General features: G+C 55.4%; 22 protein-coding genes. 8 read left to right on the top strand and 14 right to left on the bottom strand.

Going from position 1 to position 21,632, the window contains the following annotated elements:
* Positions 1-241 precede the first annotated feature (241 nt).
* Positions 242-859, bottom strand: coding sequence for an NAD(P)H-dependent oxidoreductase (locus FHS49_RS04165; RefSeq protein WP_184015493.1), 618 nt, complete (start codon positions 857-859; stop codon positions 242-244).
* A 158-nt stretch (positions 860-1,017) separates the two neighbouring features.
* Between FHS49_RS04165 and FHS49_RS04160 the strand changes: the two genes are divergently transcribed.
* Positions 1,018-1,545 carry a winged helix-turn-helix transcriptional regulator gene (locus FHS49_RS04160; RefSeq protein ID WP_221240357.1) on the top strand — a complete coding sequence of 176 codons (528 nt, stop codon included), beginning with the start codon at positions 1,018-1,020 and terminating at the stop codon, positions 1,543-1,545.
* Positions 1,546-1,599: 54 nt separating this feature from the next.
* Here the strand turns inward: FHS49_RS04160 and FHS49_RS04155 are convergent, their stop codons facing one another.
* From FHS49_RS04155 to FHS49_RS19455, 5 genes are all read right to left on the bottom strand, one after another.
* The gene (locus tag FHS49_RS04155; protein WP_184015491.1) at positions 1,600-2,337 is read right to left on the bottom strand and encodes an SDR family NAD(P)-dependent oxidoreductase; all 738 of its coding nucleotides are present in this window, start codon (positions 2,335-2,337) and stop codon (positions 1,600-1,602) included.
* 260 nt (positions 2,338-2,597) lie between these two features.
* Positions 2,598-3,701: an LLM class flavin-dependent oxidoreductase gene (locus tag FHS49_RS04150; RefSeq protein ID WP_184015489.1), complete on the bottom strand. Its 1,104-nt coding sequence runs from the start codon at positions 3,699-3,701 to the stop codon at positions 2,598-2,600.
* A gap of 302 nt (positions 3,702-4,003) precedes the next feature.
* A complete protein-coding gene (locus FHS49_RS04145) occupies positions 4,004-6,340 on the bottom strand; it encodes a TonB-dependent receptor (protein WP_184015487.1) in 2,337 nt (778 codons plus the stop codon).
* 42 nt (positions 6,341-6,382) lie between these two features.
* Positions 6,383-7,426, bottom strand: a complete 1,044-nt coding sequence (locus tag FHS49_RS04140; protein ID WP_184015485.1) for a YeiH family protein — start codon at positions 7,424-7,426, stop codon at positions 6,383-6,385.
* Positions 7,427-7,454: 28 nt separating this feature from the next.
* Positions 7,455-7,661: a DUF6356 family protein gene (locus FHS49_RS19455; protein WP_221240356.1), complete on the bottom strand. Its 207-nt coding sequence runs from the start codon at positions 7,659-7,661 to the stop codon at positions 7,455-7,457.
* 99 nt (positions 7,662-7,760) lie between these two features.
* Here FHS49_RS19455 and FHS49_RS04130 point away from each other — a divergent pair, with 99 nt between their 5' ends.
* Positions 7,761-8,243 (top strand): Lrp/AsnC family transcriptional regulator, encoded by a 483-nt coding sequence (locus FHS49_RS04130; protein ID WP_184015481.1) that lies wholly within the window; start codon positions 7,761-7,763, stop codon positions 8,241-8,243.
* 249 nt (positions 8,244-8,492) lie between these two features.
* Here FHS49_RS04130 and FHS49_RS04125 read toward each other — a convergent pair whose 3' ends face one another.
* The 4 genes from FHS49_RS04125 to FHS49_RS04110 form a co-directional block, all read right to left on the bottom strand.
* Positions 8,493-9,470, bottom strand: a complete 978-nt coding sequence (locus FHS49_RS04125) for an amidohydrolase family protein (RefSeq protein WP_184015479.1) — start codon at positions 9,468-9,470, stop codon at positions 8,493-8,495.
* A 303-nt stretch (positions 9,471-9,773) separates the two neighbouring features.
* Positions 9,774-10,214 carry an OB-fold domain-containing protein gene (locus FHS49_RS04120; RefSeq protein WP_184015477.1) on the bottom strand — a complete coding sequence of 147 codons (441 nt, stop codon included), beginning with the start codon at positions 10,212-10,214 and terminating at the stop codon, positions 9,774-9,776.
* Positions 10,211-10,888: a TetR/AcrR family transcriptional regulator gene (locus tag FHS49_RS04115; protein WP_184015468.1), complete on the bottom strand. Its 678-nt coding sequence runs from the start codon at positions 10,886-10,888 to the stop codon at positions 10,211-10,213. Before FHS49_RS04115 ends, FHS49_RS04120 begins: the two co-directional genes overlap by 4 nt.
* A gap of 101 nt (positions 10,889-10,989) precedes the next feature.
* Complete coding sequence (locus FHS49_RS04110; protein ID WP_184015466.1) at positions 10,990-11,910, bottom strand: alpha/beta hydrolase; 921 nt, start codon at positions 11,908-11,910, stop codon at positions 10,990-10,992.
* 173 nt (positions 11,911-12,083) lie between these two features.
* Here FHS49_RS04110 and FHS49_RS04105 point away from each other — a divergent pair, with 173 nt between their 5' ends.
* Genes FHS49_RS04105 through FHS49_RS04095 form a run of 3 tightly spaced genes read left to right on the top strand, consistent with a single transcriptional unit; the run spans position 12,084 to position 16,070 of the window.
* Positions 12,084-13,229, top strand: a complete 1,146-nt coding sequence (locus tag FHS49_RS04105) for a thiolase family protein (RefSeq protein WP_184015464.1) — start codon at positions 12,084-12,086, stop codon at positions 13,227-13,229.
* A 4-nt stretch (positions 13,230-13,233) separates the two neighbouring features.
* Positions 13,234-14,427 (top strand): acyl-CoA dehydrogenase family protein, encoded by a 1,194-nt coding sequence (locus FHS49_RS04100; RefSeq protein ID WP_184015462.1) that lies wholly within the window; start codon positions 13,234-13,236, stop codon positions 14,425-14,427.
* Positions 14,424-16,070, top strand: coding sequence for an AMP-binding protein (locus FHS49_RS04095; RefSeq protein WP_184015459.1), 1,647 nt, complete (start codon positions 14,424-14,426; stop codon positions 16,068-16,070). Before FHS49_RS04100 ends, FHS49_RS04095 begins: the two co-directional genes overlap by 4 nt.
* Before the next feature lie 39 nt (positions 16,071-16,109).
* Here FHS49_RS04095 and FHS49_RS04090 read toward each other — a convergent pair whose 3' ends face one another.
* The 4 genes from FHS49_RS04090 to FHS49_RS04075 all read right to left on the bottom strand — a co-directional run bounded on the left by FHS49_RS04090 (position 16,110) and on the right by FHS49_RS04075 (position 18,721).
* Positions 16,110-16,247: a hypothetical protein gene (locus FHS49_RS04090; RefSeq protein ID WP_184015457.1), complete on the bottom strand. Its 138-nt coding sequence runs from the start codon at positions 16,245-16,247 to the stop codon at positions 16,110-16,112.
* Between the two features lie 28 nt (positions 16,248-16,275).
* On the bottom strand, positions 16,276-16,971 hold the full coding sequence (locus FHS49_RS04085; RefSeq protein WP_343052898.1) for a VOC family protein: 696 nt from the start codon (positions 16,969-16,971) through the stop codon (positions 16,276-16,278).
* Between the two features lie 70 nt (positions 16,972-17,041).
* Positions 17,042-17,941 (bottom strand): LysR family transcriptional regulator, encoded by a 900-nt coding sequence (locus tag FHS49_RS04080; RefSeq protein ID WP_184015453.1) that lies wholly within the window; start codon positions 17,939-17,941, stop codon positions 17,042-17,044.
* Positions 17,942-17,962: 21 nt separating this feature from the next.
* Entirely contained in the window at positions 17,963-18,721 is a 759-nt protein-coding gene (locus FHS49_RS04075) for a TetR/AcrR family transcriptional regulator (RefSeq protein ID WP_184015451.1), read from the bottom strand.
* Positions 18,722-18,938: 217 nt separating this feature from the next.
* Between FHS49_RS04075 and FHS49_RS04070 the strand changes: the two genes are divergently transcribed.
* Genes FHS49_RS04070 through FHS49_RS04060 form a run of 3 tightly spaced genes read left to right on the top strand, consistent with a single transcriptional unit; the run spans position 18,939 to position 21,504 of the window.
* The gene (locus FHS49_RS04070; RefSeq protein ID WP_184015449.1) at positions 18,939-20,522 is read left to right on the top strand and encodes a phytoene desaturase family protein; all 1,584 of its coding nucleotides are present in this window, start codon (positions 18,939-18,941) and stop codon (positions 20,520-20,522) included.
* A gap of 29 nt (positions 20,523-20,551) precedes the next feature.
* Entirely contained in the window at positions 20,552-20,764 is a 213-nt protein-coding gene (locus FHS49_RS04065; protein ID WP_184015447.1) for a hypothetical protein, read from the top strand.
* Entirely contained in the window at positions 20,761-21,504 is a 744-nt protein-coding gene (locus tag FHS49_RS04060; RefSeq protein ID WP_184015445.1) for an SDR family NAD(P)-dependent oxidoreductase, read from the top strand. Before FHS49_RS04065 ends, FHS49_RS04060 begins: the two co-directional genes overlap by 4 nt.
* The last annotated feature ends 128 nt before the right edge of the window (positions 21,505-21,632 follow it).

Genomic DNA, 21,632 nt, shown 5'->3' with positions numbered 1-21,632 from the left:
CGTGCTACGATCCATCGACGACCTGGCGTGCTCGATGACTAATTGACGGCCCGTTTTCTATTGATCGAGCAGTTCAACCTGCAGCCCAGAGCTAATTCGTGCTCCTGTGACGTCTGCAGCATACACCAGCATGGCATGGCGGTTCTCCAGAGACCTGTTCGATGGGTTCGCCCGCGTGAATGCTAAAGGTATCTCGGCAATTTAGCGGTGCGCCGATCGAACCAGCTCGTCACGCCCGGTATCACGCAGCCAAGGTTTCAATGCTGTCCAAAGCATTTTGCAGGGCGGCGTCGCGCGCTTGCGGGCTAATCGCTACGCCTTCGGCAACAATGATTTCTATATCGTCGATGCCAATTATTGAAAAAACGGACTTTAGATAGGTTTCCCCATGTTCGTTATGGGCAGAGGGAGATCCTTCGCTATAGACTCCGCCGCGCGCAATAAGAACGATCAGTCGCTTTTCGCCGGCCAGGCCAACGACGCCGTTGGCACCATAGCTGAAAGTCTTTCCCGCAACGATGATCCGGTCGATCCAAGCCTTAAGCGAACTCGGGATCGAGAAATTGTAGAATGGAACACCCAACACAACGATGTCACTGGCTAGAAACTCCTCAAGAACCTTTCCACTCTCCGTGACATCGTGAAGTTCAGCAGGATCGAGATCAGTGATATCGGCACCCTGCGCGTGGGCCGCGAAAACCCGACCTGTAATATGATGGAGCGGGTTAGCGGAAAGGTCCAAATACTGGATCTCGATATCCGGATTTTGTCGCTTTAGTCGATCAACCGTAGCGGCCGACAAATTGCGACTTATCGATTGCGTTGTATGAATGCTCGCGTCGATGTGAAGTAATTTCACATTATCTCTCCTTGTTGAAGTTTTTAAATGCGATAGCAATCACGCTTCTGTGGCCACATCGCGATAGCGAGTCCTAGAGGCATTGGGTTTTGGCGCGTGGAAGACATTTGAATCGACCTTCCAGGCTTGAGCGTCACCCGATTCAATCGGCTACCTGAATGGGTGGAGACGCCGAGCCAATGCTGGCCCCACTGAAGACATGGTTTGGTTTTTGGTGCCGACATTCGGCGGCGTGTTCTATGTTCGCACGACGCGGCCAGCCAGGAGAGAAAGAGATGACAGTCCATGGGATTACGTTTGATATCGGCAGCACTATCGACCGTCCGGGGGCCCTCCAATCCGAAGCATGTGCAGCACGTGGCCTGCTCGATCGGCTCGGTGACAAATGGAGCTTGTTCATCCTGTTCAATCTTCAGGACGAGAGCATGCGGTTCAACGCGCTTAAGCGACGTATCGATGGCATTTCCCAGCGAATTCTCACGCTCACGTTGCGCAGTCTTGAGCGAGACGGCTATATATCCCGGACCGAAACACCTGGTCTCGTCGCGCAGGTAAATTACGCACTTACCCAATTGGGCTGGGAGCTTGTTGGACTTACGAATTCCGTAATTAGCTGGGCGGAGGTGCATGATCATATAATCAAGGACGCAAACACCCGGTTTGACAGTATTCGCAACGGCGGTTGAATTCGTCGTTGGATTGCCACAACAAACCGGCGAGCCGTCGAGACGAAACGCTCATCACGGTCCCGCAACAGTAGCGTTGGCCAGTTTCAGGAGCGGAGCTAAATCGCCAGCGAAAGCTTCAACCCGGTCACGCTTGACGTGTAGATCCCAATGGATATCGGCAACATCCTGGGCCGCGACCAGGGGTAGTCCTGATGGATGGGTGCCATTCTCATCGCCTTTTTGAATAACCCATCCGCATATCGAAACGAAGCCGGCATAAATGCCATCCCCAGAAAGCTCCTGATTCAGTACCTTAGCGTAGTTGAGTTCGGAACCCGCTGCTACGCATGCGCTGCCGGTCATTGCAACGGGGTATTGAGCGGACGCGGGCCCGGTAAAAAGCAGACTGCCGCTCTTTCGCTCTATCATTCCCGGCAGGACGGTCTGGACAGCAGCCACCGCGCCGAGCACCGTGAGCCGGAGATGGTAGAGTTGATTTGCGACGTCGATGGTTTTGGGGGTTCGCAAAGTATCGGCCGGCGGACACGGGCTATATTCCAGGACGTCGATCGAACCGAAATGCGAGATTGCCGTGTTGAGCGCCGATGTCACGCTATTGTCGTCGGTCACGTCGGCCGTGAACGCCGCTGCCTCGATTCCCTGGATGGACAGGCATTCGACAAGATCGTTCAGAGACGTCTGGTTTCGAGATAGAAGAGCGACCTTGAAGCCCTGTCGGCCGAAGCGCTTTGCTATTGCCAATCCGACTCCGGGACCGGCGCCCACAATCGCGATTGTTTTCTTAGCCATCTGGCGATCCTTTGTTTATCGCGTGCCGCACTGCGTGCCACAGGGATTGCTGCGTTCACTGACCGAGCTCTTGTCTCCTTGCAATTAGGCACAAGAAGGTGACCGGTACCGACAGTGGGATACTTCGAGCGTAATCGCGCGCCGGAAGATGAACCCGCCAAGGACTTGCCGTGGCACGCGGGGAAGAAATAGTGCTCAACCGTCGATCGTATTAATCGAAGGCAAAGGCACAGTGTGGCTTTCAGCTCGCGGCAATGCGCTCAACCGATGGCAGCCTTCGCCCAAGTGGGCTTTACGCCACGGAAATGCGGCATCACCTTCTCCGCGAACAGGGTAACCGAGCGCTCCCAGATCGCCATACCTTCCTCATCCACTGGGGATATGAGCGACAGATGAAACATGCCGTACCCTGCGTCCTCGAATCCGCGAACGTGCTCGATCATCGTATCGATGCCACCATAGACGGTCATCTTCGCCCTAAATTCTTCCGTATGGCGCAGTTCGACATTGGCAGGCGGCATCTTCAGACCCTGCAATTCCCGGGCGCGCTCATTATAAGCTAGCTTAGTACGCATGAAGGGCTTCACGCGCCCATCAAGATACGTCCACTCGGCCGCGGCTTGTTCGTCGGTTTCAGCAACATGCATTGAAGGCTTGGCAACGGATGTCCAGTCTGCACAGTGGGCAAGAACGTTCGCCGGGTGATTATGTGAGAAGAGCGCCGTCTGGTATTTCTTGAACAAATCGCTGGCATCTTCAGCATCGCGTTTGATGAAGAAAACCGGCCATCCTTCTCGTGCCGCCCGTTCGATATGCACGTCCGAGGATGCGGTCGTCTTTACGTAAGGTTGGTGCTTGCGATAGGGTGTCGGCGTAATGCGCTCAAGCAACGTACCCTTATAGTGAGCACCGTCTATGGTGATGGCCGGATCATCGCTTTGCTTCTTCCATAGCGCGATCAATGCGTCGATATTGTCGTTGAACATCCGCTCCGTTTGCTGTGCAACCTCGAAACCGAAGGCGACCGCATCTTCCGGGCTCATACCGCTGCCAAGGCCAATTATCGCTTTACCCTTGGTATAGTGATCGATGATGTTCAGCATCTCCGCGAGGCGGATCGGATGATAATTAGGCACCAATACAACGCCGGTCCCGAGCCACGCATGGGTTAGACGAGGGGCAAGCGTAGCAAGCGAAAGCAGCGGATTCCCCCCCACAGCGCCGCTGAAATGACGCTCTCCGACCATGACCAGATCATAGCCGAGGCCATCCGCCATCTGGGCCATTCGCAATTCGGCTTCCATAACCCATTCATCGTGCTGCGGTCCGTAGGAAAGTGGAATGGTGGAGATGGCAAAACGCATGGCCTAATCCTTATAATGAAGAAGTTGTCTATGACTAAAGCGGAGGGCCGGAGTCTTTCCAGCTTACCGAATATCCTTTCCAACAGCGTCCATGAGCTGCACGCTCCGCCGACATTGACGCGCAAAGCGAACGCGACATGCGATGGGTCAGAAATGGGGCACGGAGCTGGGCTAACGGCAAACGGGCAGCACATGATCGCAAGGCCGGATATGCCGATATTCAGCATCCCAACAATCGCATCTGCCATTGCAGGTGTCCCAGAAAGCATCGCGCCGTTCCCGTTTCTTTTCCGGCGCTGACCTCAGAATCCTGCACTGAGATTGATGCCGAACGTGCGCGGCCTGATCGTGCCGATTATGCGCTCCGCCTGATACGGTGCAGCCGTCACTATCGACTGCACACCAACCGCACCGATCTCGTTGGTCACATTATTGACGAACAGATACGCGCCCCATTTTCCTTTGTTCATGCCAATCTTGGCATTCAGTTCAGCAAATCCCGCCAATGTCTCGTAGTTCACATAGGTCGGACGAAATTCGTTCGCAGATTTTCCGTGATAATTCAGGTCACCCCGCACGAACGCCATGATCGACGAATTCACTTCCCAACTGTAATCCGCAGAAAAATTCCCTGTGAATTTTGCCGTGTAAGGCAGACGATCGCCAACCAGACCGCTCTGTCCGGTTGTGACTATGCCACTGCCTGTCTGGGCAGAGGTCAGTTTTGCAGACGGGATATAGCTCATGCCGGTGTTCAGCTGTAAGCCGATGATCGGGCGCACCGTCGCTTCCATCTCAATGCCCTGAATGCGGGCATCGCCTGCATTGGTAATGATCCGAAATGCGGGAAGGACGATTGCCGCTGACTGTATATTGCTCCAGTCGATTTGGAACGCGGCTAGATTGAAGGTCGCCATCCCGCCTAGCAAGGTGGTCTTTACGCCAGCCTCATAGCTTTCAAGCGAGTCCGAAGCATACGGAACCAGCGTTTGCGCCAGGTTCGGGACGTTGTTCGCTCCACCGGGCCGAAAGCCCTGCGCCCATTGCGCGTAGAGAAGAATGTCCTTTTCGAGATTGTAGGAAATGCCCGCCTTGCCGACCCAGCCCGATTCAGATTGTCTGACAGATGTCTGAGGGCCCGCAAAGGAGCCCAGCACGATTCCGGTCTGAAGAACCTGACCGGAAACCGTCTTCGTATACTTAAAGTGGCGTGCGCCGCCTGTAACCGTTATTCCGGTCAGCGGATGTGCCGAAAGCTCGGCGAACTGGGAAAATTGCGAGAAATCCGTCCCGATCACCCGGTAACTGCTGCTTTGCAGCGGCTCGATCAGAACGCCGGTCGCGGCGTCTACCTTTGCGAGATAGTTGTCGATACTATCGGCGCGCTTTTCGTGGAAGACGCCGACGGTCCAGTCCAGCCAACTCTTGCCGACGGAGGCGAACCGCAGTTCCTGATTATCGACCTTTTCCCGTATCGGCGCATGGAAGCTCGCGGGAAGCGTACTCAGGGCGTAGTTTTTGTAGCTCGTCAATTGCGCCGTCGTGCAATTTTCACTGATGCCGTTATAGATTTTGCATAATGGGGAGCTTGCCGCGGTGCCGATAATGGAAGGATAGAGGGCCACTGTGCCATCACCTTCTCGAACGATATTCCACTTATAATGGGATGCGGTACCTGTAATCTTGACAAACGGCAGGATCCAGTTCGACGTGACCGTATAAACACGCATCTTGTCGTCGTACGGTACCTTGATTGGTGAATCCGTTTTGTAGGATTGCTTGCCGTAGAGCTGGAACCACGTAGCGTTATCGTTCTGATGGCTCTCTTGATAGATCGCCGTGCCGGTCAGATCGAAATTATCCGTAGGCGTGAAGGCCAGAATCGCGCGCCCGCCTGACGCCGTCCCGGTGTTAATGTTTTTCTGGTTGAACCGGACGTTATCGACATAACCCGCTGTGCGTTCGGCGAAGCCAACCACGCGAAGCGCAAGAATATCGGCGATGACCGGAATGTTGAGCGCGCCGCGCAATGAACCACCAAGGCCGCCATGTTGAGTGGTGCTACCCTGCGCCTCGACGTGCCCTTCGGTAACATTGACCTTGGGTTGTTCAAAAATGACACGGATCGTGCCGCCTACAGAGCCTGCGCCGTAAAGCGTACCTTGCGGCCCACGTAGAACTTCAACTCGTGCGACATCAAAAAGGTTCAGATTGGGCACCTGGCCTCCCGGATCGGCCAGATTGCCTGACGGCCCGGTTACCGGCGTGTCGCCATAATACAAACCAACCGTAGACTCACCCGCCGCAAAAACGCCGCGAATAGAAATGCGGCTAGCGCCAGGCGTGACCGGATTGGCGGTAATCTGGAGCGACGGAACGGCGCGATAAAAATCCAGGAAGTCCTTGGCCCCCAGTTTCGACAGGGTCGCGCCGCTTATCGCAGTGATGGACGCCGGCACATCCTGAACGCGTTGATCTCGACGAAGTGCTGTCACGACGATGTCGTCGGCATTGTCCGCGGGTGACGATGCAACATCGGCCCCTTGCGCAAACAGGTGTGTCGGCATTGTTAGTGCGGTCGCTGCCAGCAAGAGCCCCTTCGCGCACGATATATCGGTCAATAATTTCAGCATGATCATTTCCCCCTTTTGATGCCGCCCCACGCCAGACCCCCAGCGTAACTAAAGATTAAAGGCAGTTTTGCTCCCTAAAATAAAAACAAGAACTAAGCATACAATAATAGAACTGAGAGATGCCGTGAGTAATATTGGCTTCCACCCAGATTTCATTACATCATTAAAAGAAATCATCGTCCCCAAAGCGATTAAGGAGGCCACTATGCATGCCTGAGAAATTATCATCGCGTTTTCAACCAAGACTTCGGGCAAAATCCCAAGGGCGCGCGCGATCATCATCGCCACGAATCCAACTAAGTACCATGGTACTATTGCCAGTTTCGGGCCGGAACGATCCTGCTGTTTCGTTGCGATCCTGGAAATCAGGATAACCGTGGGAGCGAGGCACGCCACCCGAAGCAGCTTTGTGGCGACGGCGATCGATCCGACCTCGGCAGAAACCCCGTAGCCGGCGCCGGCCGCCTGGCCCAAATCGTGCAGAGCGGCCCCCAAAAATATTCCGGTGGAGTGTGGACTTAGCCCCATCAAATGCGCCAACACCGGCAACAGCAGCATCTCGATCGAGCCCGCAAGCGTGGTCAAGCCGATCAGATAAGCCACCGCGCCTTCCTTTTGATCATCGCGCTTCACTACTGCAGCAACCGCCATGATTGCGGTTGCGCCGCAAATCGCTACGCCGATCGAGCCCAGTAGTGTGTTGCGGGGATCGATACCGATCGCGCGCCCGAGCAGGATGCCCATTAAAAGCGTGGCGTATAACGCCACCACAGTCACCAAAACGCCGGTGGTGCCGATATCGCGAATAATTGCAAAATTTATCGTCGAACCTAAGAGGACGATTCCCCAGCGAAGCAACGTTCGTGACGCGACTTTCGCGGCCGGCGCGACCCAGATAGTCCCCGGCAAGAGAGCCACGCCGATGCCAAGTAGCAATGCGATTGCCGGTGCCGGCCAGCCGAGTGTCGCTGCCAATTTAAGAGCGCTCAGAGTCAGGCCCGCGATAAGCACGAGCCCCGGCAGCAACTTGGTGATGAAAAAGGTCAGAGAGGGGGCCGTCGCCGCGGTCGGAGGATCGCTCGAAACGGACAAGCATCTGGCCGCCTTGGCTATCACGGTCCTAGTCATGTCTGCGCTGCATGTTGTCATGGATCCGTTGCACCGCCTGACTGCCCGTCCGAGTAAAGAGACTGGGGAAAATCGCATGGATCGCGCAGGCCATCGCGGCCACGAAAAGCTGGCCCGCAAAAGTCAGCGCGGTGCGCTGATGCGCCAAATATGTTTCACCAACCGCAAGTGGGTGGCTGAGGAACCAACGCTTAATCATCTACTTGTCCGCTCGGTTATCGATGCGGATAATGGTACTTGAAATACTCAGAAAAATAATCTCAAAGAAACCACATATCTAATGAGAAAGTGTGATGATTTGACAAATTCTCTCGACGATTTCGATTTTTCGATCCTTCGGCTATTGCAGGAAGATGGAACAATGTCTGCGGTTGAAATCGGCGAACGGATTCACCTTTCCCAGAATGCTTGTTGGCGCCGGATCAAACATATGGAGGCCGTTGGAATCATACGACGCCGAGTTGCTTTGCTCGATCCGTACAAGCTGGACTTGCCAATGACAGTGATTGTCATGATCCGCGCGGCTGAGCATTCCGAAAGCTGGTTAAGTGAGTTTTCAAGAGCTGTGACCAACATTCCCGAGGTCGTAGAATTTTATAGGATGAGCGGCGACGTTGATTACCTGCTGAAATTGCGCGTGGCCGATATCCAAGCGTATGACGCGGTCTATCAGCGACTCATCCGTTCGGTGCGATTGACCTCCGTGAGTTCATCTTTCGCCATGGAGGAGATAAAATATACCACGGCCCTCCCTCTTGGGGGATCGAGCGCGCCTTCCTGAGATGTGTGTTGCTCTATCGCCAGCGCCACCAAATTAAAAATCTATCTTGGCTTCGTCGCACTAGCTTAGCGTGATCCCCGGGAATGAAGCCGGGCCGTACCGTACTGTGATGCTGCAGCAATGGATTATTAAATTAGAACCAGCTCGGCGAAGCGTTCATAAGCAGGCTGTGAGCCAAGCTATATGTCGCCTATCAAACAAAACATGATCCTAATGGGCATAGATCACGAAGCGCATCTTGATCGTTAGCTATGACAGATCGGGGAATAATGTGGTGGCATTACCGCTTAATATCCGCTCCGCAACCTCTTTAGTCAGGCCGATATTTTGGATGAAGTCGAACGTGTCGGCATAGTCTTCATGAAGCGTCAAAAATGGGTAATCACTGCCTGCCAAGAGTCTGTCTGCGCCAAATACTTCAATGGCGGATATCATTGCAGCGGCGGAGCCGTGACAGCATGTATCATACCAAAGTCGTCGTACGGTGACAGACGGATTTTCTCTCAAGTCGGTGAAGAGAGGCAGTTGGTTATCCAAGCGAGCGATGGACGTCGCCAATCCGCCGCCGAGATGCGGCACAACAATCTTGATTCCCGGAAAACGCTGCGGAATCGCCGCCACGATAATATGCATCACTGCGACCGCATCTTCGAAGAGTGGGCCAGCCGCGGATGTAAGCTTCCAATCATTTATGAGATGTGAGCAAAGACCATTGATAGCAGGGTGAAGGAAAAGAGTCGCGTTGCGCTTGCTCAATTCAGCAAATATTGGATCGAAGCGGGCATCCGCAAAAGAGAGGCCATCGCAAGAGCATTGCAGCGTCACTCCGACAAGCTTGAGAACGTCGAGAGCGTAGTTGATTTCCATGAGGGCTGCGTCGACATGCGGCAAGGGCAATGACGCATAGGCGCGCAATCGATCAGGCTTTCTGCTCACCATTTGCGCAAGTTCATCATTGATCGAGCGAGCGGTTTCTATTGCAACCGTACGGTCAGCAAAATAAGGCGCGAACGTTGGTGACAACAACTGATAACGTACACTGGCACTGTCCATCAAATTTAAGCGGCATTTAAGTTCACCGTCCGAATTTCCAGATGGCGCAAGGGTTCTGGCGAACGTGTTGGATGATATTGGTAACAGCATTGGCAAATTAACACCATGCCGTATAAGACATTCGGCATATCCCAGAGGCATGGCATGGGCATGAACATCGATAATGTAATTCATTACGCCTCCATTGGATGCTTTGGATTTAACATCCAATCAGTTTAATTAACCAATCCGAACCGAACTAAATTCTTCTTTAGTGAAATTATATTATAATATTGCGCTCGGGCATAGCCAGACTTAACATGGATACGATCTATACGCGCCAGACCTGGGGTTTTTACTCAAATCATTGCTCCTGGCTCACGCCAAAGCCGAGAGAAATTCCATCAGAATTCTGATCAATTTGCTGGCTTTTATCTAGACCATTTAATGGAAAGTAATATTTTGGCTTGTTCACGCCAAATTCTGGAAATGACGACCCTATGATGTTAAAATAAACTGGAACGCGACCACTTCACGCGCCTCCGCATCGACCCACCCAATGCCGCAAGAAAGGCTGACCTTTGAGCCGATATCGATCGCGTCGGGATCGCATAGGACGGGCGACATGATTCTGGGTCCTCCATCTGCCAAATCGATCCATGCGAGGGGGCGCGGCACCCACGGATGCAGGCAAGCATTGGGCTTGGGCGGCGCGAAACGCTGAACAGTGTAGCTGTGAACCACACCATGTGACGCAAACGCCTGATGCGAGAGGTCGGCACTGGAACAGTTTTCGCACCGATGGCGCTCTCCCAGTAGCGTAATCGCGCATTCATTACATCGGCTTCCGGCGAGCCGAAGCGACGCAAGCTCTGCGAGGTTTCCCACAAGGAAGCCCGGCCGGAACGCGACGCGCGCGCTGGTTTGTGGATCATTCACGCCGGCAAGCCGTTCCCCGGAGACAGCGATGCCATCAGGCGCTTAGTGAACTCCGCGGCGATCTCCTCCGCACCAAGAGATCCGTCGGGACGATACCAGCGGCTGATCCACTGCATTGACCCCATGATCGCGAATGTTGTCAGCCGGACATCGCACTTCACGATCGATTCGTCTTCGACGCCCCGCTCGATCAGCGCGCGTACCCGTTGATCAATGACGCGGTCGATGCGCCTGATCTCATCACGCACGGGATCGGGAAGATCGCGATCGTCGATGCGGTTCATGCAGGCGCCGTATTCGAGGATGCAGACGCCAACATACCGTTCTACGAAAGCGCGCATTCTTTCGAAACCGGTTCCCTCGAGCGCCTCGACCTCGGCCAGTGCCGCACTGGTATACTCATTCGCCAAATGGACGCAGGCGACAAGAATCTCGTCCTTGCTGCGAAAGTAATTGTAAAGGGCAGGCTTCGTGAGGTTAAGACTCTCGGCCAATTCCGTCATTGTGGCGCGATGCACACCGCGTTCCAGGAACAGCCTCGTAGCCGCCTCGAGCACGGCCAGTCTTTTTGCGGCGCGATCACTCTTTCGCGCACCCATGGGCTTCCAAGGTGATGGTTTCCCAATTCGTTCAGCCCGCTGAACGCTAGCTCGCTTTACCTTGGCGTCGGTCATGGCTCTCTCTTTTGCATGCATGCTTTTTACTGGCTCCCGCCTGCTTCCTTTGCAAGGCCGGTCGCTGGATTTTCGCCGACCCGAAGAGAAATCGAAAACGGTTAAAGTTCCTCGAGTTTGGCGGCGAGCCATTCCGCCTGAGCTCTCCCGACTTTGTCGAGGTGCGCGACGTCGGTGTAGATGCTCATATGCGTTACACCACGAACGGATTCCAAAGTCTTGTCGGGGTTCGGGATCGCGTTGAACGCGTCGATCTCAAGATCGTGGGACGTGATATTGTCGCCGTGCGCCAAAGCGACCATGATCGGCGTCTCGTAGATTTCGCTCGCGTACGGGATAGCCCGATAACCAAGCAGATTTTCGAGCGACTCGATCGTGTTAACATGCTCGTGCAGCGGTGCTTCGCGCTCCTTGATCGGCATGAAACCCGCATATACGCTGGGGAATGGCCAAGCGCTCATCTCGGCATCGGATTCCTTTGGTGACATCGCCATTTGCGCGCTATGTGCGCCGGTTAGGAAACGGTTCTTCCGATCGTCCTCGATCAGCTTGAGAACCGCCTTGAACCGGGCTTCGCCATGATTGCGACGAACGGTTTGAAAACCGTCGATCACTGGCACTGTTCCAATCGCGAACGCCGGCCGGTGATCCAGCGCCGAGACGATAAGCACGTGTCCGCCGGAATAGGAAATGCCCCAGATCCCCGTCTTCGAGAGATCGATGCCGGGCAGCGTCTCGGCAAAGCTCAGCGCGTTGCGATAATCTTCGATCTGGCTCCAGGGATCTATATGCTGGCGCGGAACCCCGGTGCTCTCACCGAAGTGCCGATAATCGAATCGAAGTGTTGCGCAGCCGATACCTAGGAAGTGCTTCGCATAATGCGGCATGACGACCTCCTTGGTGTAGCACCAGCCGCCGGCCATGATCACCAGAGGCACATCTCCCTCCGCATTATCGGGACGGGACAGCACGGCAGCGATCGTCTCCTGCCCACTCCGGAATTGCACTTTCTCGTCAATCATCTGGCACTCTCCTATTGAGATTCGCCACCCGTAGGAGGGTCTGCGGGTGGGCGAAACAGTCACCAATCCGCCTAACCTATACCGTATGGACATTTGATTACCAAGTGGTTTAAACAGCTTTCATAGGACGCGAACAATCTCGCAAAAAGTCGGAATTGAGAAAGAACTTTTCCATGGGCAAAGCGATGATCGTTGGCGTTGGCATGACCCGGTTTGGCAGGCACCCCGATACCCACTTTACGCGGCTGGCGGCCGAAGCGATCGAGGAAGCGCTCGCGGACGCGGGCATGGATTTCCGCGACGTTCAACAGGCTTTCTGTTCGCGGGTCTACCTGCCGTCATCCACCGGAGCGCGGGTGATGGAAGTAATGGGCCGCACTGGTATCTCCTGTCCGGATGTCGAGGGCGCGTGCGGCGCAGCGGTTGCTGGCCTTCGACAGGCGGTGATGATGGTTGAAGCTGGCCAAGTTGATATCGCGCTCGCCTTCGGGGTTGAGAAGATTGGCAAGGGCTTCATGCCGCCACACATTCTGTATGAAGACTGGCAGTGCCAGATGGGGATGACGCAAAATCCACAATATTGGGCGCTTAACGCAGCCCGTCACATGCATGATTATGGCACGACGGCCGAGCAGATCGCGAAGGTCGCCGTCAAAGCCAAGCGTAACGGTGTCAAGAACCCGAAGGCGTTTTTTCAGCGCGAAATGACGGTCCAGGAGGTATTGGCATCGCCGTTGGTCACCGATCCGTTGCGACTTTACATGCTGTGCTCGCCGGTCGACGGCGCTGCCGCAGTGATCGTCGTAAGCGATAAGATAGCGCATCGCTATGGATCGCGACCGGTGGAAGTCGCGGCCTGCGTTCACACGGTATCGCGCTACCCATTGCTCAACGCGAGTTCATTCTGCTCCACGCCATCCGGACACCCAAGCGTTTATGCATCGACATCGGCTTCGGCCTACGAGGCCGCTAGTATCGGACCCGAGGATTTTGACCTAGCTGAGGTTCAAGACAATGATGCCTTTTCCGAACTCGAATATTACGAAGAACTCGGCTTCTGCGCAAAAGGCGATGGCGGCCGGCTGATTGATGACGGCGCGACCGATATCGGCGGCCGTCTGCCGGTCAACACGAGTGGTGGCTTGCAGGCGAAGGGAGAGCCACTCGGAGCCTCCCACTTCGGCCAGATCTACGAAATCGTTCACCAGATCCGCGGACAGGCGGATCAACGGCAGGTCGACGGCGCCCGGGTCGGGATGGCACAGGTTTTTGGTGCCTGGGGGCATTGCGGCGTCTCTGTGCTGAAACAGGGATGGTAGGAGCATGAAATTGAACACGACAATCGTAGCGGGTGAGCAGCTTTTTACCGCTGACCACGAGGCTTTCCGCGATCAGGTTCGCCGCTTCGTCCGCGAGAGGGTCGAGCCGCATGCCGAAGAGTGGAACGCGGCTGGTATGCTGCCACGATCTATCTGGATCGAGATGGGAGAATTGGGCTTTCTTGGCACCGCCTATGCCGAGTGCTTCGGTGGGTCTGACGTCGATTTGCTTTATTCGGTAGTACTCGCCGAGGAGCTGACGAAGACGCGCGTGTCGGGCTTTAGCTTCGCGGTCTGCAACCACAAAGACATGTCATCAAACTACATGCTAGACGCTTCGCAGGAAATACAGGACAAATACCTGCCGAGAGTTGTTTCGGGCGAACTTATCTGCGGGTTTGCCCTGACTGAGCCCAGTGGCGGCTCAGATGTTGCCGCGATCCGAACCTCGGCGGTCCGCGACGACTCAGACTTCGTCATCAACGGGCAGAAAGTGTTCATTACGAACGGTATTTCGGCCGATCTGATAATCGTCGTGGCGCGAACCGATCCCAAACCTGCCCGCCCGCACGAGGGCATTAGCCTTTTTGCTGTCGAGACGACGACCTCCGGCTTCAGGAAGGGAGCACCGCTTCAGAAGATGGGAAATCGCGCGAGCGACACCGCAGAATTGTTCTTTGAAGACATGCGGGTTCCCGCCGCGAATCTCATCGGGGAAGAGGGCAAAGGCTGGGGTCTGATCATGGCCGATCTCGGCATCGAGCGTCTCCTGTCGTGCGGTATCTACATTTCTGCATGTGAGGAAATGCTGCGCATAACGGCCGATTATGCCCAGAATCGGAAAGTGTTTGGAAGGTCGGTTTCTGAATTTCAAGTCAATGCGCACAAACTGGCCGAGATGTACACGGAGGTGACATTGGCCAAGGTATTTTTCTATGACGTATTGCGACGTTACATGGCGGGGGAGAATCTGATCAAGGAAATCAGCATGATCAAGTACATCGCTTCCGATCTCGCCAATAAAATCGCTTACGCCTGCGTGTCCCTTCATGGCGGTTGGGGATATATGAAGGAATATGCGATCAGCCAGTGGTTCACCGATGTACGGCTATTCAACATCGGAGCGGGCACCAGCGAGATTATGAAGGAGATTATCGTCAAACAGTTGTTTGGCTCTCCGGAAAAGGCGCAAAAATGACCGTTGCCGATTTGAATTGGCGCAACGGTACGATCCCACCACACCTGCAACGTTATGACGGTACTGGCGTGTGGCGCGATCGGCCCTTTGGCGATATCGCCCGCGACAGAGCGATGTCGAGGCCGGAGGCAATTGCATTTGCTGGCGCAGAGATACGCACGGTTGCCGACATCGTCGGCGATGCCGAAGCGCTCGCCGCCGGACTTCTTTATATCGGCCTGACAGAGGGCGATGTCGTCGGCTTCCAGCTCCCGAATTGGGAAGAATGCGCGGTTATAAATCTGGCTGCGGCGATGGCCGGACTTGTGGTCAACCCCATCAGCCCGATCTATCGCGATGTCGAAGTTCAGCAGATGCTCGCAGATAGTGGTTGTCGCGCCGTCTTCCTGACATCGATGCACCGCAGATTTGATTATAGCGCGATGATTGGGCGCATCAGACCAAGCCTTCCATCACTAGATCATGTCATTCATGTACGCGAAGACGCGCCAACCAGCTATGATGCGTTGATCGAGGTCGGCCGAGGACGCGCGCTGGGCACGCCAGCGCCGGCTGCGGCCGCCGTAAAGTTGCTGTTGTATACATCGGGAACGACAGGACGCGCCAAAGCCGTGTTGCACAGCCATAACAGCACTGCGCGGTTCGTTGATGCCTGCACGCGCCATTGGTCCGTCAGCGAAGGCGAGACCATTCTGATGCCTTCCCCTGTCACGCATATCACCGGTTATTCGTTCGGCTTAGAAATGCCGTTCTTGAGCGGAACGCAAACGATTCTGATGGAGGCCTGGGACGCCGATGAGGCAATCCGCCTCATCGACCGGCACCAAGTGACTGGCACCATATCGGCAACACCCTTCCTTCAGGAGTTGACGCGCGCCGCTCGTGCCGCCGGTAATCACCTGCCTTCGCTCCGCTTTTTTGCCTGCGGAGGGGCAGCTGTGCCGCCCGAAATAATCCGGGACGCAAACGCCAATATGGCAGCAGAGCCAGGCTTTCGCGTTTTTGGCTGTTCCGAATTGCCGATGATCACTTTGGACTGGCGCGGTGCGGACCAAGGTGAACGAGCCGCTACCACAGACGGCGAGCCGATCGATTATGAGGTGTTGGTGGTCGACGATAGCGGAGCGATCCTTCCCGCGGGCAAAGAGGGTGAAATCCTGGCGCGCGGCCCATCCATGTTCATCGGCTACGCCGATCCCGCGCAAACGAGCGAGGTGATAACGCCCGAGGGCTATTTCAGAACGGGTGACCTTGGCATGCTCACCACGGAAAACGCATTACTGATCTCAGGCCGGAAGAAGGACCTGATCATACGTGGCGGAGAGAATATCAGTGCAAAGGAAATCGAGGACGTGCTTCATCGTTGTCCCGGCATCCTCGAAGCAGCCGTCGTCGCCATGCCACATGAGCGCCTGGGGGAAGGCGTATGCGCTTATGTTGTGACAAGCCTCGATCACACCCCAACTGAGCGCGCGATCATCGATTTCGTGATAGCGCAGGGCCTAGCCAGGCAGAAGACGCCGGAACGCGTGGTGATCGTAGAAGCATTGCCGCGAACAATAACGGGAAAGATCAGGAAAGATCAATTGCGGAGCGATGCTCGCGCCTTGAAAGCGGCACTCGCGCCGATGTCTCCCGCCTAAAGGCTGATGATCGTTCAGCCACAACGACGCCAGCGATATTTAGTCACTTACGCCATCCGGTTGAGAAACAGTCGTGCTTTCGATCCCGTTCGAATGAGAAGCGCGTTCCACCACCGTGGTGGTATCGAAGCCGTTCAGCGGCTCGCAACTGCCCTTGCCGTTTGAGACATTGATCAACCCATGAGGGTCAAGACCATGGCAGGCTTCAAATCTCGACGTCTTCCTTGCCGAGTCCCATGCTGGTGATGATAGTCATCGGGCCTTCGCCCTCGGCATACGGCTCGAACCGAAGCATGTCGTCGTCGGGGACGCCGTCTTCATAATCGGCAAGCATCTTTTCCGGATCGAATGGCGCACCAAAGGGGTTGGCACGGAAGTCGGCATTGTGCTCGAAATAATTATGCGTGTCGGCAACATTGCCAAACCGCTCCGCTTGCAGCTCCAGACGATTGCCGTCCGGATCCTGGTAATAGAGGGAGACGGTAATGCCGTGATTCATTGGCCAGCGCGGGTAAATTCCTTCTACCGCAAGCCTTTTGTAGGTTCCGAGCAACGCACCCAAGTTGGCGTAGGTGAAGGCGATGTGATTGACCCCGTTCGCATTTGGATTCTTGTTCGCCAAGCGGGGAACGCGAGCGATGCCAATACGGTGGTGCTCATCGTCAAAGGCGATGAAGGTCGTACCCGGATTCTGAAGCGCGATACGCGCATTCAGAACCTTCATGTACCAATCGAGCATTTCATCATGGTTGTTCGTGGCAAAGACAATGTGAGCGATGAGTTGCGGAACGACATCGCCCCGCGCTTCCCGCTTGCTCCTGCTGATGACGGCATGATCCATATCGCTTTTCCTTAGGCCGTGGCGCGGTTCCGTGATCGCCTTGCCGACATTGTTCGTCACCTCTTCCAACAGCGCCGATCAAGATTCAAATCTCATTTTTTGATAGTCGGTATTCGTGCCAAGGATGCGCTCATGACAAAGCCGTCAGGGTGTTGAGCATCCAGCCCATACCGGGTTCACTCGAACGCTCTCGATGCCATTGGACGACTTCGATGATCGGCGGCAGTACCAGAGGGATGGGTACGACACGTATGTCGAGATCGGCCATCCGCGGCAACGCGAGCCTTTCAGGTACCGTCGCGACGAGATCGGTGCCCACGATCGCCTCAGGCAAAGCCGCCGAGACAGGCATGGTGACAGCGATCGATGCATCCGGGCCAAGTGCCTCAACAATTGCGCTAGTGGCGGCCATCCATTGAGCGCGACCAAATTTGGTGACGATATGACGGCTGCGAAGATATTGGTCGAGTGTCATCTCGTCACCGATGAGGCGATTGCCAGTCCAGATCGCACCAATCCACCGGTCTTCGTATAATTTATGCGAGGGATGCTCACGGTTAGCAAATTCCTTCGGCACGATCACGAAATCAGCAATGCCACTATCAAGATCGCCGACCGGATCGCCTGCGTCGGGTTCGATCAGGATCAATGATATATTTGGTGCCGCACAAGCCAGGTGCCGCACAAGGCGTGGAATGAAAATCGTCGCGATTAACTCCGACGCGATGAGCGAGAAAGACCGCGAGGCCGTTGCTGGATCGAAGTGGTTGGCACTTCGCACGACGTCGCGCGCACGTCTTAGGAGATCTCGCACTGAGGGGGCTAAGCCAGCAGCGAATGGGGTCAAGACCATCCGATGTCCCATCGGGATGATCAGCGGGTCCGAAAAGTGATTCCGCAATTTGGCAAGGGCATTGCTTGTCGCCGGCTGGCTCAGATTCAGGCGCCGGGCGGCCTTTGTAACGCTTTGTTCGTCTAGCAGCGCATCAAGCGCAACAAGGAGATTAAGGTCTAGACGCTCAAAGCGCATAAGGACACCAAGCGGAATGGGTCATTGTTCGCGAACCAGTCGTTCGACCCATGAAAGATCTTCGCGAAGACGCTCAAAAACCTGACTCGCGCGCGACACGTCATACTCCGATCCGGATTCGATCGCTCGAACTGCCATGTCAGCGATCAGATCGGCCGCGGCCTGGTCGGATGCGGGCTTGGTATCGGGATAGCTAAGCGATCGCATCGTCGCCATTGACATGATCCCGAGCGCCGCAACCGCCGCGTCGACCTTTCGAAACGCGCCTGCCGCAATCCCGGCTTCGATCAACTGCGCTACCCGCTCAACGAAATTAGCCTTGGCCATTTGGAAGCGTTGCGAGGTGCCCTGTGGGAGATGAAGCTCGCTGGACATCAGCATCTGAAACATTTCGGGACTGGCCGCAACGTAAAGATAAACCGCGCGAACGGCTGAACGAAGTGCCTGGCGATATTCAGCGGCGTCCGTCGTTTCGGGGAGCCGCACCGTCGTGATTGCCTCCATGGAGACATTCCTGACAAGCTCGTCGAGAATTTCCTCTTTGCTCGCAAAATAGTAATAGACTGTCGGCCTGCTGATGCCCAGCGCATCCGCGATTTCGCGCAACGTGGTTGCCGCAAACCCTTTCTCCGCGAAAATACTCGCAGCCTTCGCCAGCACCTCGCTACGTCGCGTACCTGTGACACCCGCGCCCCGGGGAGCCAAGGCGCGAGGGGGTGCCGTGGGCTCGCCTGCGCCCTCAGGGTTCACAGCCACAACAGGCCCACGATTGTCCGCCATTACAAATCCTTCCCGCCCTCCTGACCGACAATGCGCGTCCCGCCCTGTATGGCCTCTCACATCGTATTTGAACATCGTAATGCTACCACAAGTCATACGTTACTGACAATGTGTCAGGAGATTTGACATATATGTCAGTGATACTATATTGCGCTCAAAGCAACTGGTGTGGCCCGGATTCAGGGGGCGGCCACCTCACATCGAGAAGGATCGCGGAATGGCCGGAATTTCTGACGTCATCGTAGTTGGCGCGGGTCATAATTCGCTGACCACGGCGGCTTATCTGGCAGCAGCTGGGCTCAAAGTGACCGTTTTCGAAAAGAACGAATATCCCGGCGGCGGGGTTGTGAGCTTGGAAAAAACGTTACCGGGGTTCAAGCACGACCTTCATTCGACCGGCCACATCTTTATTCAAGCTAATCCCCTCATTGAGAAGGATGAGCTCGGATTGCAGGCCAAATTCGGCCTCGAGTACCTATCCGCCGGCTGCTATTTCACCAGCCTGTTCCCAGATGGGACGGTACTCCAGACTTTTAGCGATCTCGATAAATCATGCGAGTCCATTGCGCAGTTTTCGCAAAAGGATGCCGACAGTTACCGAGCTTTCGTCAAAAAGAGTGAATTGCTCCTGCCGATGTTTCAGATGGCGCTTTTCAACCCCCCGATGGGTTTCGGCACTTTCGCCGCGATGTTGGAGGGTACGCCAGATGGCAAATCCATGCTGGGCGACATTCTGGGCAGCGCCTGGGACATGGTGCACAGGCTGTTTGAACACGATAAGGTGCGTATGCATTATATGCGCTGGGCATCCGAGGGGATGATCGGCCCCGAGACAAACGGGACTGGTTCGATCCTCTACATGCAGGGCTCGTTTTGTCATCGCTATAACTGCAAATTTCCAAAGGGCGGTAGTGGTGAGCTGTCGCACTCGCTCGTTCGCTGCATCGAACATCATGGCGGTGAGGTGGTCCTGAATGCGCCCGTCAAGAAGCTGCTGATGGACGGAGGCCGTGCCACCGGCGTCGAGCTGGCCGATGGATCAGTGCATAGGGCAAAGCGGGCCGTTGTGGCTTCGGTTCACCCCAAGCTCCTTGATGCTTTTACCGATGGTGCACTCGACGACCAGACCCGATACGGAATTGCAGGCATAAAGTTCTCCGACTATGCCGCAGTAAATACCCATTATGCGCTCAACGAAGCGCCAAATTATAAAGGCGCAGAATACGCCAACGACTCCTTCGCGGTTGAGGCGCAGCCTGCCACGATGAAGGAATTTAGGCAGATTTTCGACGACTTGCGCTATGGGGAGATTCCAGCACATATCAGCGTGCTGTCGATCTGTAATACCAACCATGATCCCGCACGTGCGCCCGAGGGGAAGCACACGCTCTACCTGTATACCTTTATGCCCTATGCGTTGGCAGATGGTGGTCCCGAAAAATGGCATGAAATTAAGGAGCAGGTTGCGGACCAGATGCTTGATCAACTCCGCAAGATCACGACCAACATGGGCGACGACAATATTCTGGGCCGTTACGTCGAGAGTCCTCGCGACATGGAAATCTGCTCGCCGAGTTTCCAGCGCGGCGACATCTGCGGCGTTGGCCTTTTTGCTTCGCAATTCATGGGCCGTCGTCCCACACCCGAACTTGGCAATTATACTGTGCCCGGTATTAAAGATCTGTATCTCGTCGGACCGTTCATGCACCCCGGCGGTGGCGTTATTGGTGGCGGGCGCCCCGTTGCTATCAAGATCTTCCAGGATCTCGGCATGAAGGTCGATCATCTTGCGACGCTTTGACCGAGCTTTCGCAATCAAGGGGCGGCGTGATGAAAATTAAAACGCCGGACGGCGCAGAAGCGATGCAACTCGATTCAATCGAGCGAGCAGGCAATACGTTCATCCTAAAGACGCGGGTTCTTGGTGCAATGCCGATGAACGTGGTGCTTACGCCCGAGGCGATGCGGGAGGGGATCAAAATGCTTGGGTGGCGTATGCTACCCTTCGCGCTGAGCTTCCTGTTTCGGCAATCGGGCAAATGACGCAGCGTCTCGCCGGCAAAGTCGCGGTGATCACCGGCGCGACGAGTGGGATCGGCCTCGCCACGGCACGACTGTTTGCCGAGCATGGGGCAACGCTCTTTCTCAACGATCTCGATCGCGACAACCTGACACAGGTGGCGGCGCAGCTCGGTGCGCGTGCCATTCCGGGCGATATCTCCCGGATGGCTGATCTCGACGCCCTGTATGATGTTGTTGGCACCGAAGCCGGAGGGATCGACATCGTCATGGCAAACGCCGGAATCGCAGAGTTTGCGCGCGTTGAAGACGTGACAGAAGAACTGTTCGACAGGATTTTTTCGGTCAACGCCAAAGGGACCTATTTCACTGTCCAGAAGGCCCTGCCGCTATTGCGATCTGGCGCAGCTGTCATTCTGACGGGGTCTATCGCGGCTGTTTCCGGCGTGCCCGGCATGGGAGTGTACACGGCAACTAAAGCAGCTATTCACAATTATGCGCGAGGCTGGACAGCCGAACTGGCACCACGCGGGATCCGCGTGAATGTTGTTGCGCCCGGTATCGTCGACACGCCCGGACTAAGAGTGCCGGGACAAACCGACAATTATGATGCGATGCTCGACCAGATGGTGAGCGCGGTACCGCTCGGCCGCATCGGAGTGCCTGAAGATGTCGCCAAGGTCGCGCTGTTTCTTGCGTCGGGCGACAGTGGATATCTGAGCGGTAGCGTTATCTTTGCCGATGGCGGCATGGCCCAGGTCTGACGAAATGCGGTCGCAATTCTCCTCGGCCCGCATGTGATGCACACCAGATCTAAGCAAAACGATCGGCCGGGTATCGTTCCAAAGCAGAGGAGCGCCGAAAGTGCCGAGAATCGGCTTGGGAACTAATA

The organism is Sphingobium boeckii (assembly GCF_014199215.1).
Lineage (GTDB): Bacteria > Pseudomonadota > Alphaproteobacteria > Sphingomonadales > Sphingomonadaceae > Sphingobium_A > Sphingobium_A boeckii.
Note: the sequence above shows the minus strand (reverse complement) of the source record. Positions and strands in the feature narration are given on the sequence as shown.

What these genes read in the sequence shown, in the direction of transcription:
- FHS49_RS04070 (WP_184015449.1), top strand. Translation starts at nt 18,939, where the DNA reads ATGGCCGGAATTTCTGACGTCATCGTAGTTGGCGCGGGTCATAATTCG.
- FHS49_RS04160 (WP_221240357.1), top strand. Translation starts at nt 1,018, where the DNA reads ATGGGTGGAGACGCCGAGCCAATGCTGGCCCCACTGAAGACATGGTTT.
- FHS49_RS04060 (WP_184015445.1), top strand. Translation starts at nt 20,761, where the DNA reads ATGACGCAGCGTCTCGCCGGCAAAGTCGCGGTGATCACCGGCGCGACG.
- FHS49_RS04065 (WP_184015447.1), top strand. Translation starts at nt 20,552, where the DNA reads ATGAAAATTAAAACGCCGGACGGCGCAGAAGCGATGCAACTCGATTCA.
- FHS49_RS04145 (WP_184015487.1), bottom strand. Translation starts at nt 6,340, where the DNA reads ATGATCATGCTGAAATTATTGACCGATATATCGTGCGCGAAGGGGCTC.
- FHS49_RS04100 (WP_184015462.1), top strand. Translation starts at nt 13,234, where the DNA reads ATGAAATTGAACACGACAATCGTAGCGGGTGAGCAGCTTTTTACCGCT.
- FHS49_RS04125 (WP_184015479.1), bottom strand. Translation starts at nt 9,470, where the DNA reads ATGAATTACATTATCGATGTTCATGCCCATGCCATGCCTCTGGGATAT.
- FHS49_RS04080 (WP_184015453.1), bottom strand. Translation starts at nt 17,941, where the DNA reads ATGCGCTTTGAGCGTCTAGACCTTAATCTCCTTGTTGCGCTTGATGCG.
- FHS49_RS04095 (WP_184015459.1), top strand. Translation starts at nt 14,424, where the DNA reads ATGACCGTTGCCGATTTGAATTGGCGCAACGGTACGATCCCACCACAC.
- FHS49_RS04155 (WP_184015491.1), bottom strand. Translation starts at nt 2,337, where the DNA reads ATGGCTAAGAAAACAATCGCGATTGTGGGCGCCGGTCCCGGAGTCGGA.
- FHS49_RS04105 (WP_184015464.1), top strand. Translation starts at nt 12,084, where the DNA reads ATGGGCAAAGCGATGATCGTTGGCGTTGGCATGACCCGGTTTGGCAGG.
- FHS49_RS19455 (WP_221240356.1), bottom strand. Translation starts at nt 7,661, where the DNA reads ATGATTAAGCGTTGGTTCCTCAGCCACCCACTTGCGGTTGGTGAAACA.
- FHS49_RS04115 (WP_184015468.1), bottom strand. Translation starts at nt 10,888, where the DNA reads ATGACCGACGCCAAGGTAAAGCGAGCTAGCGTTCAGCGGGCTGAACGA.
- FHS49_RS04150 (WP_184015489.1), bottom strand. Translation starts at nt 3,701, where the DNA reads ATGCGTTTTGCCATCTCCACCATTCCACTTTCCTACGGACCGCAGCAC.
- FHS49_RS04110 (WP_184015466.1), bottom strand. Translation starts at nt 11,910, where the DNA reads ATGATTGACGAGAAAGTGCAATTCCGGAGTGGGCAGGAGACGATCGCT.
- FHS49_RS04075 (WP_184015451.1), bottom strand. Translation starts at nt 18,721, where the DNA reads ATGGCGGACAATCGTGGGCCTGTTGTGGCTGTGAACCCTGAGGGCGCA.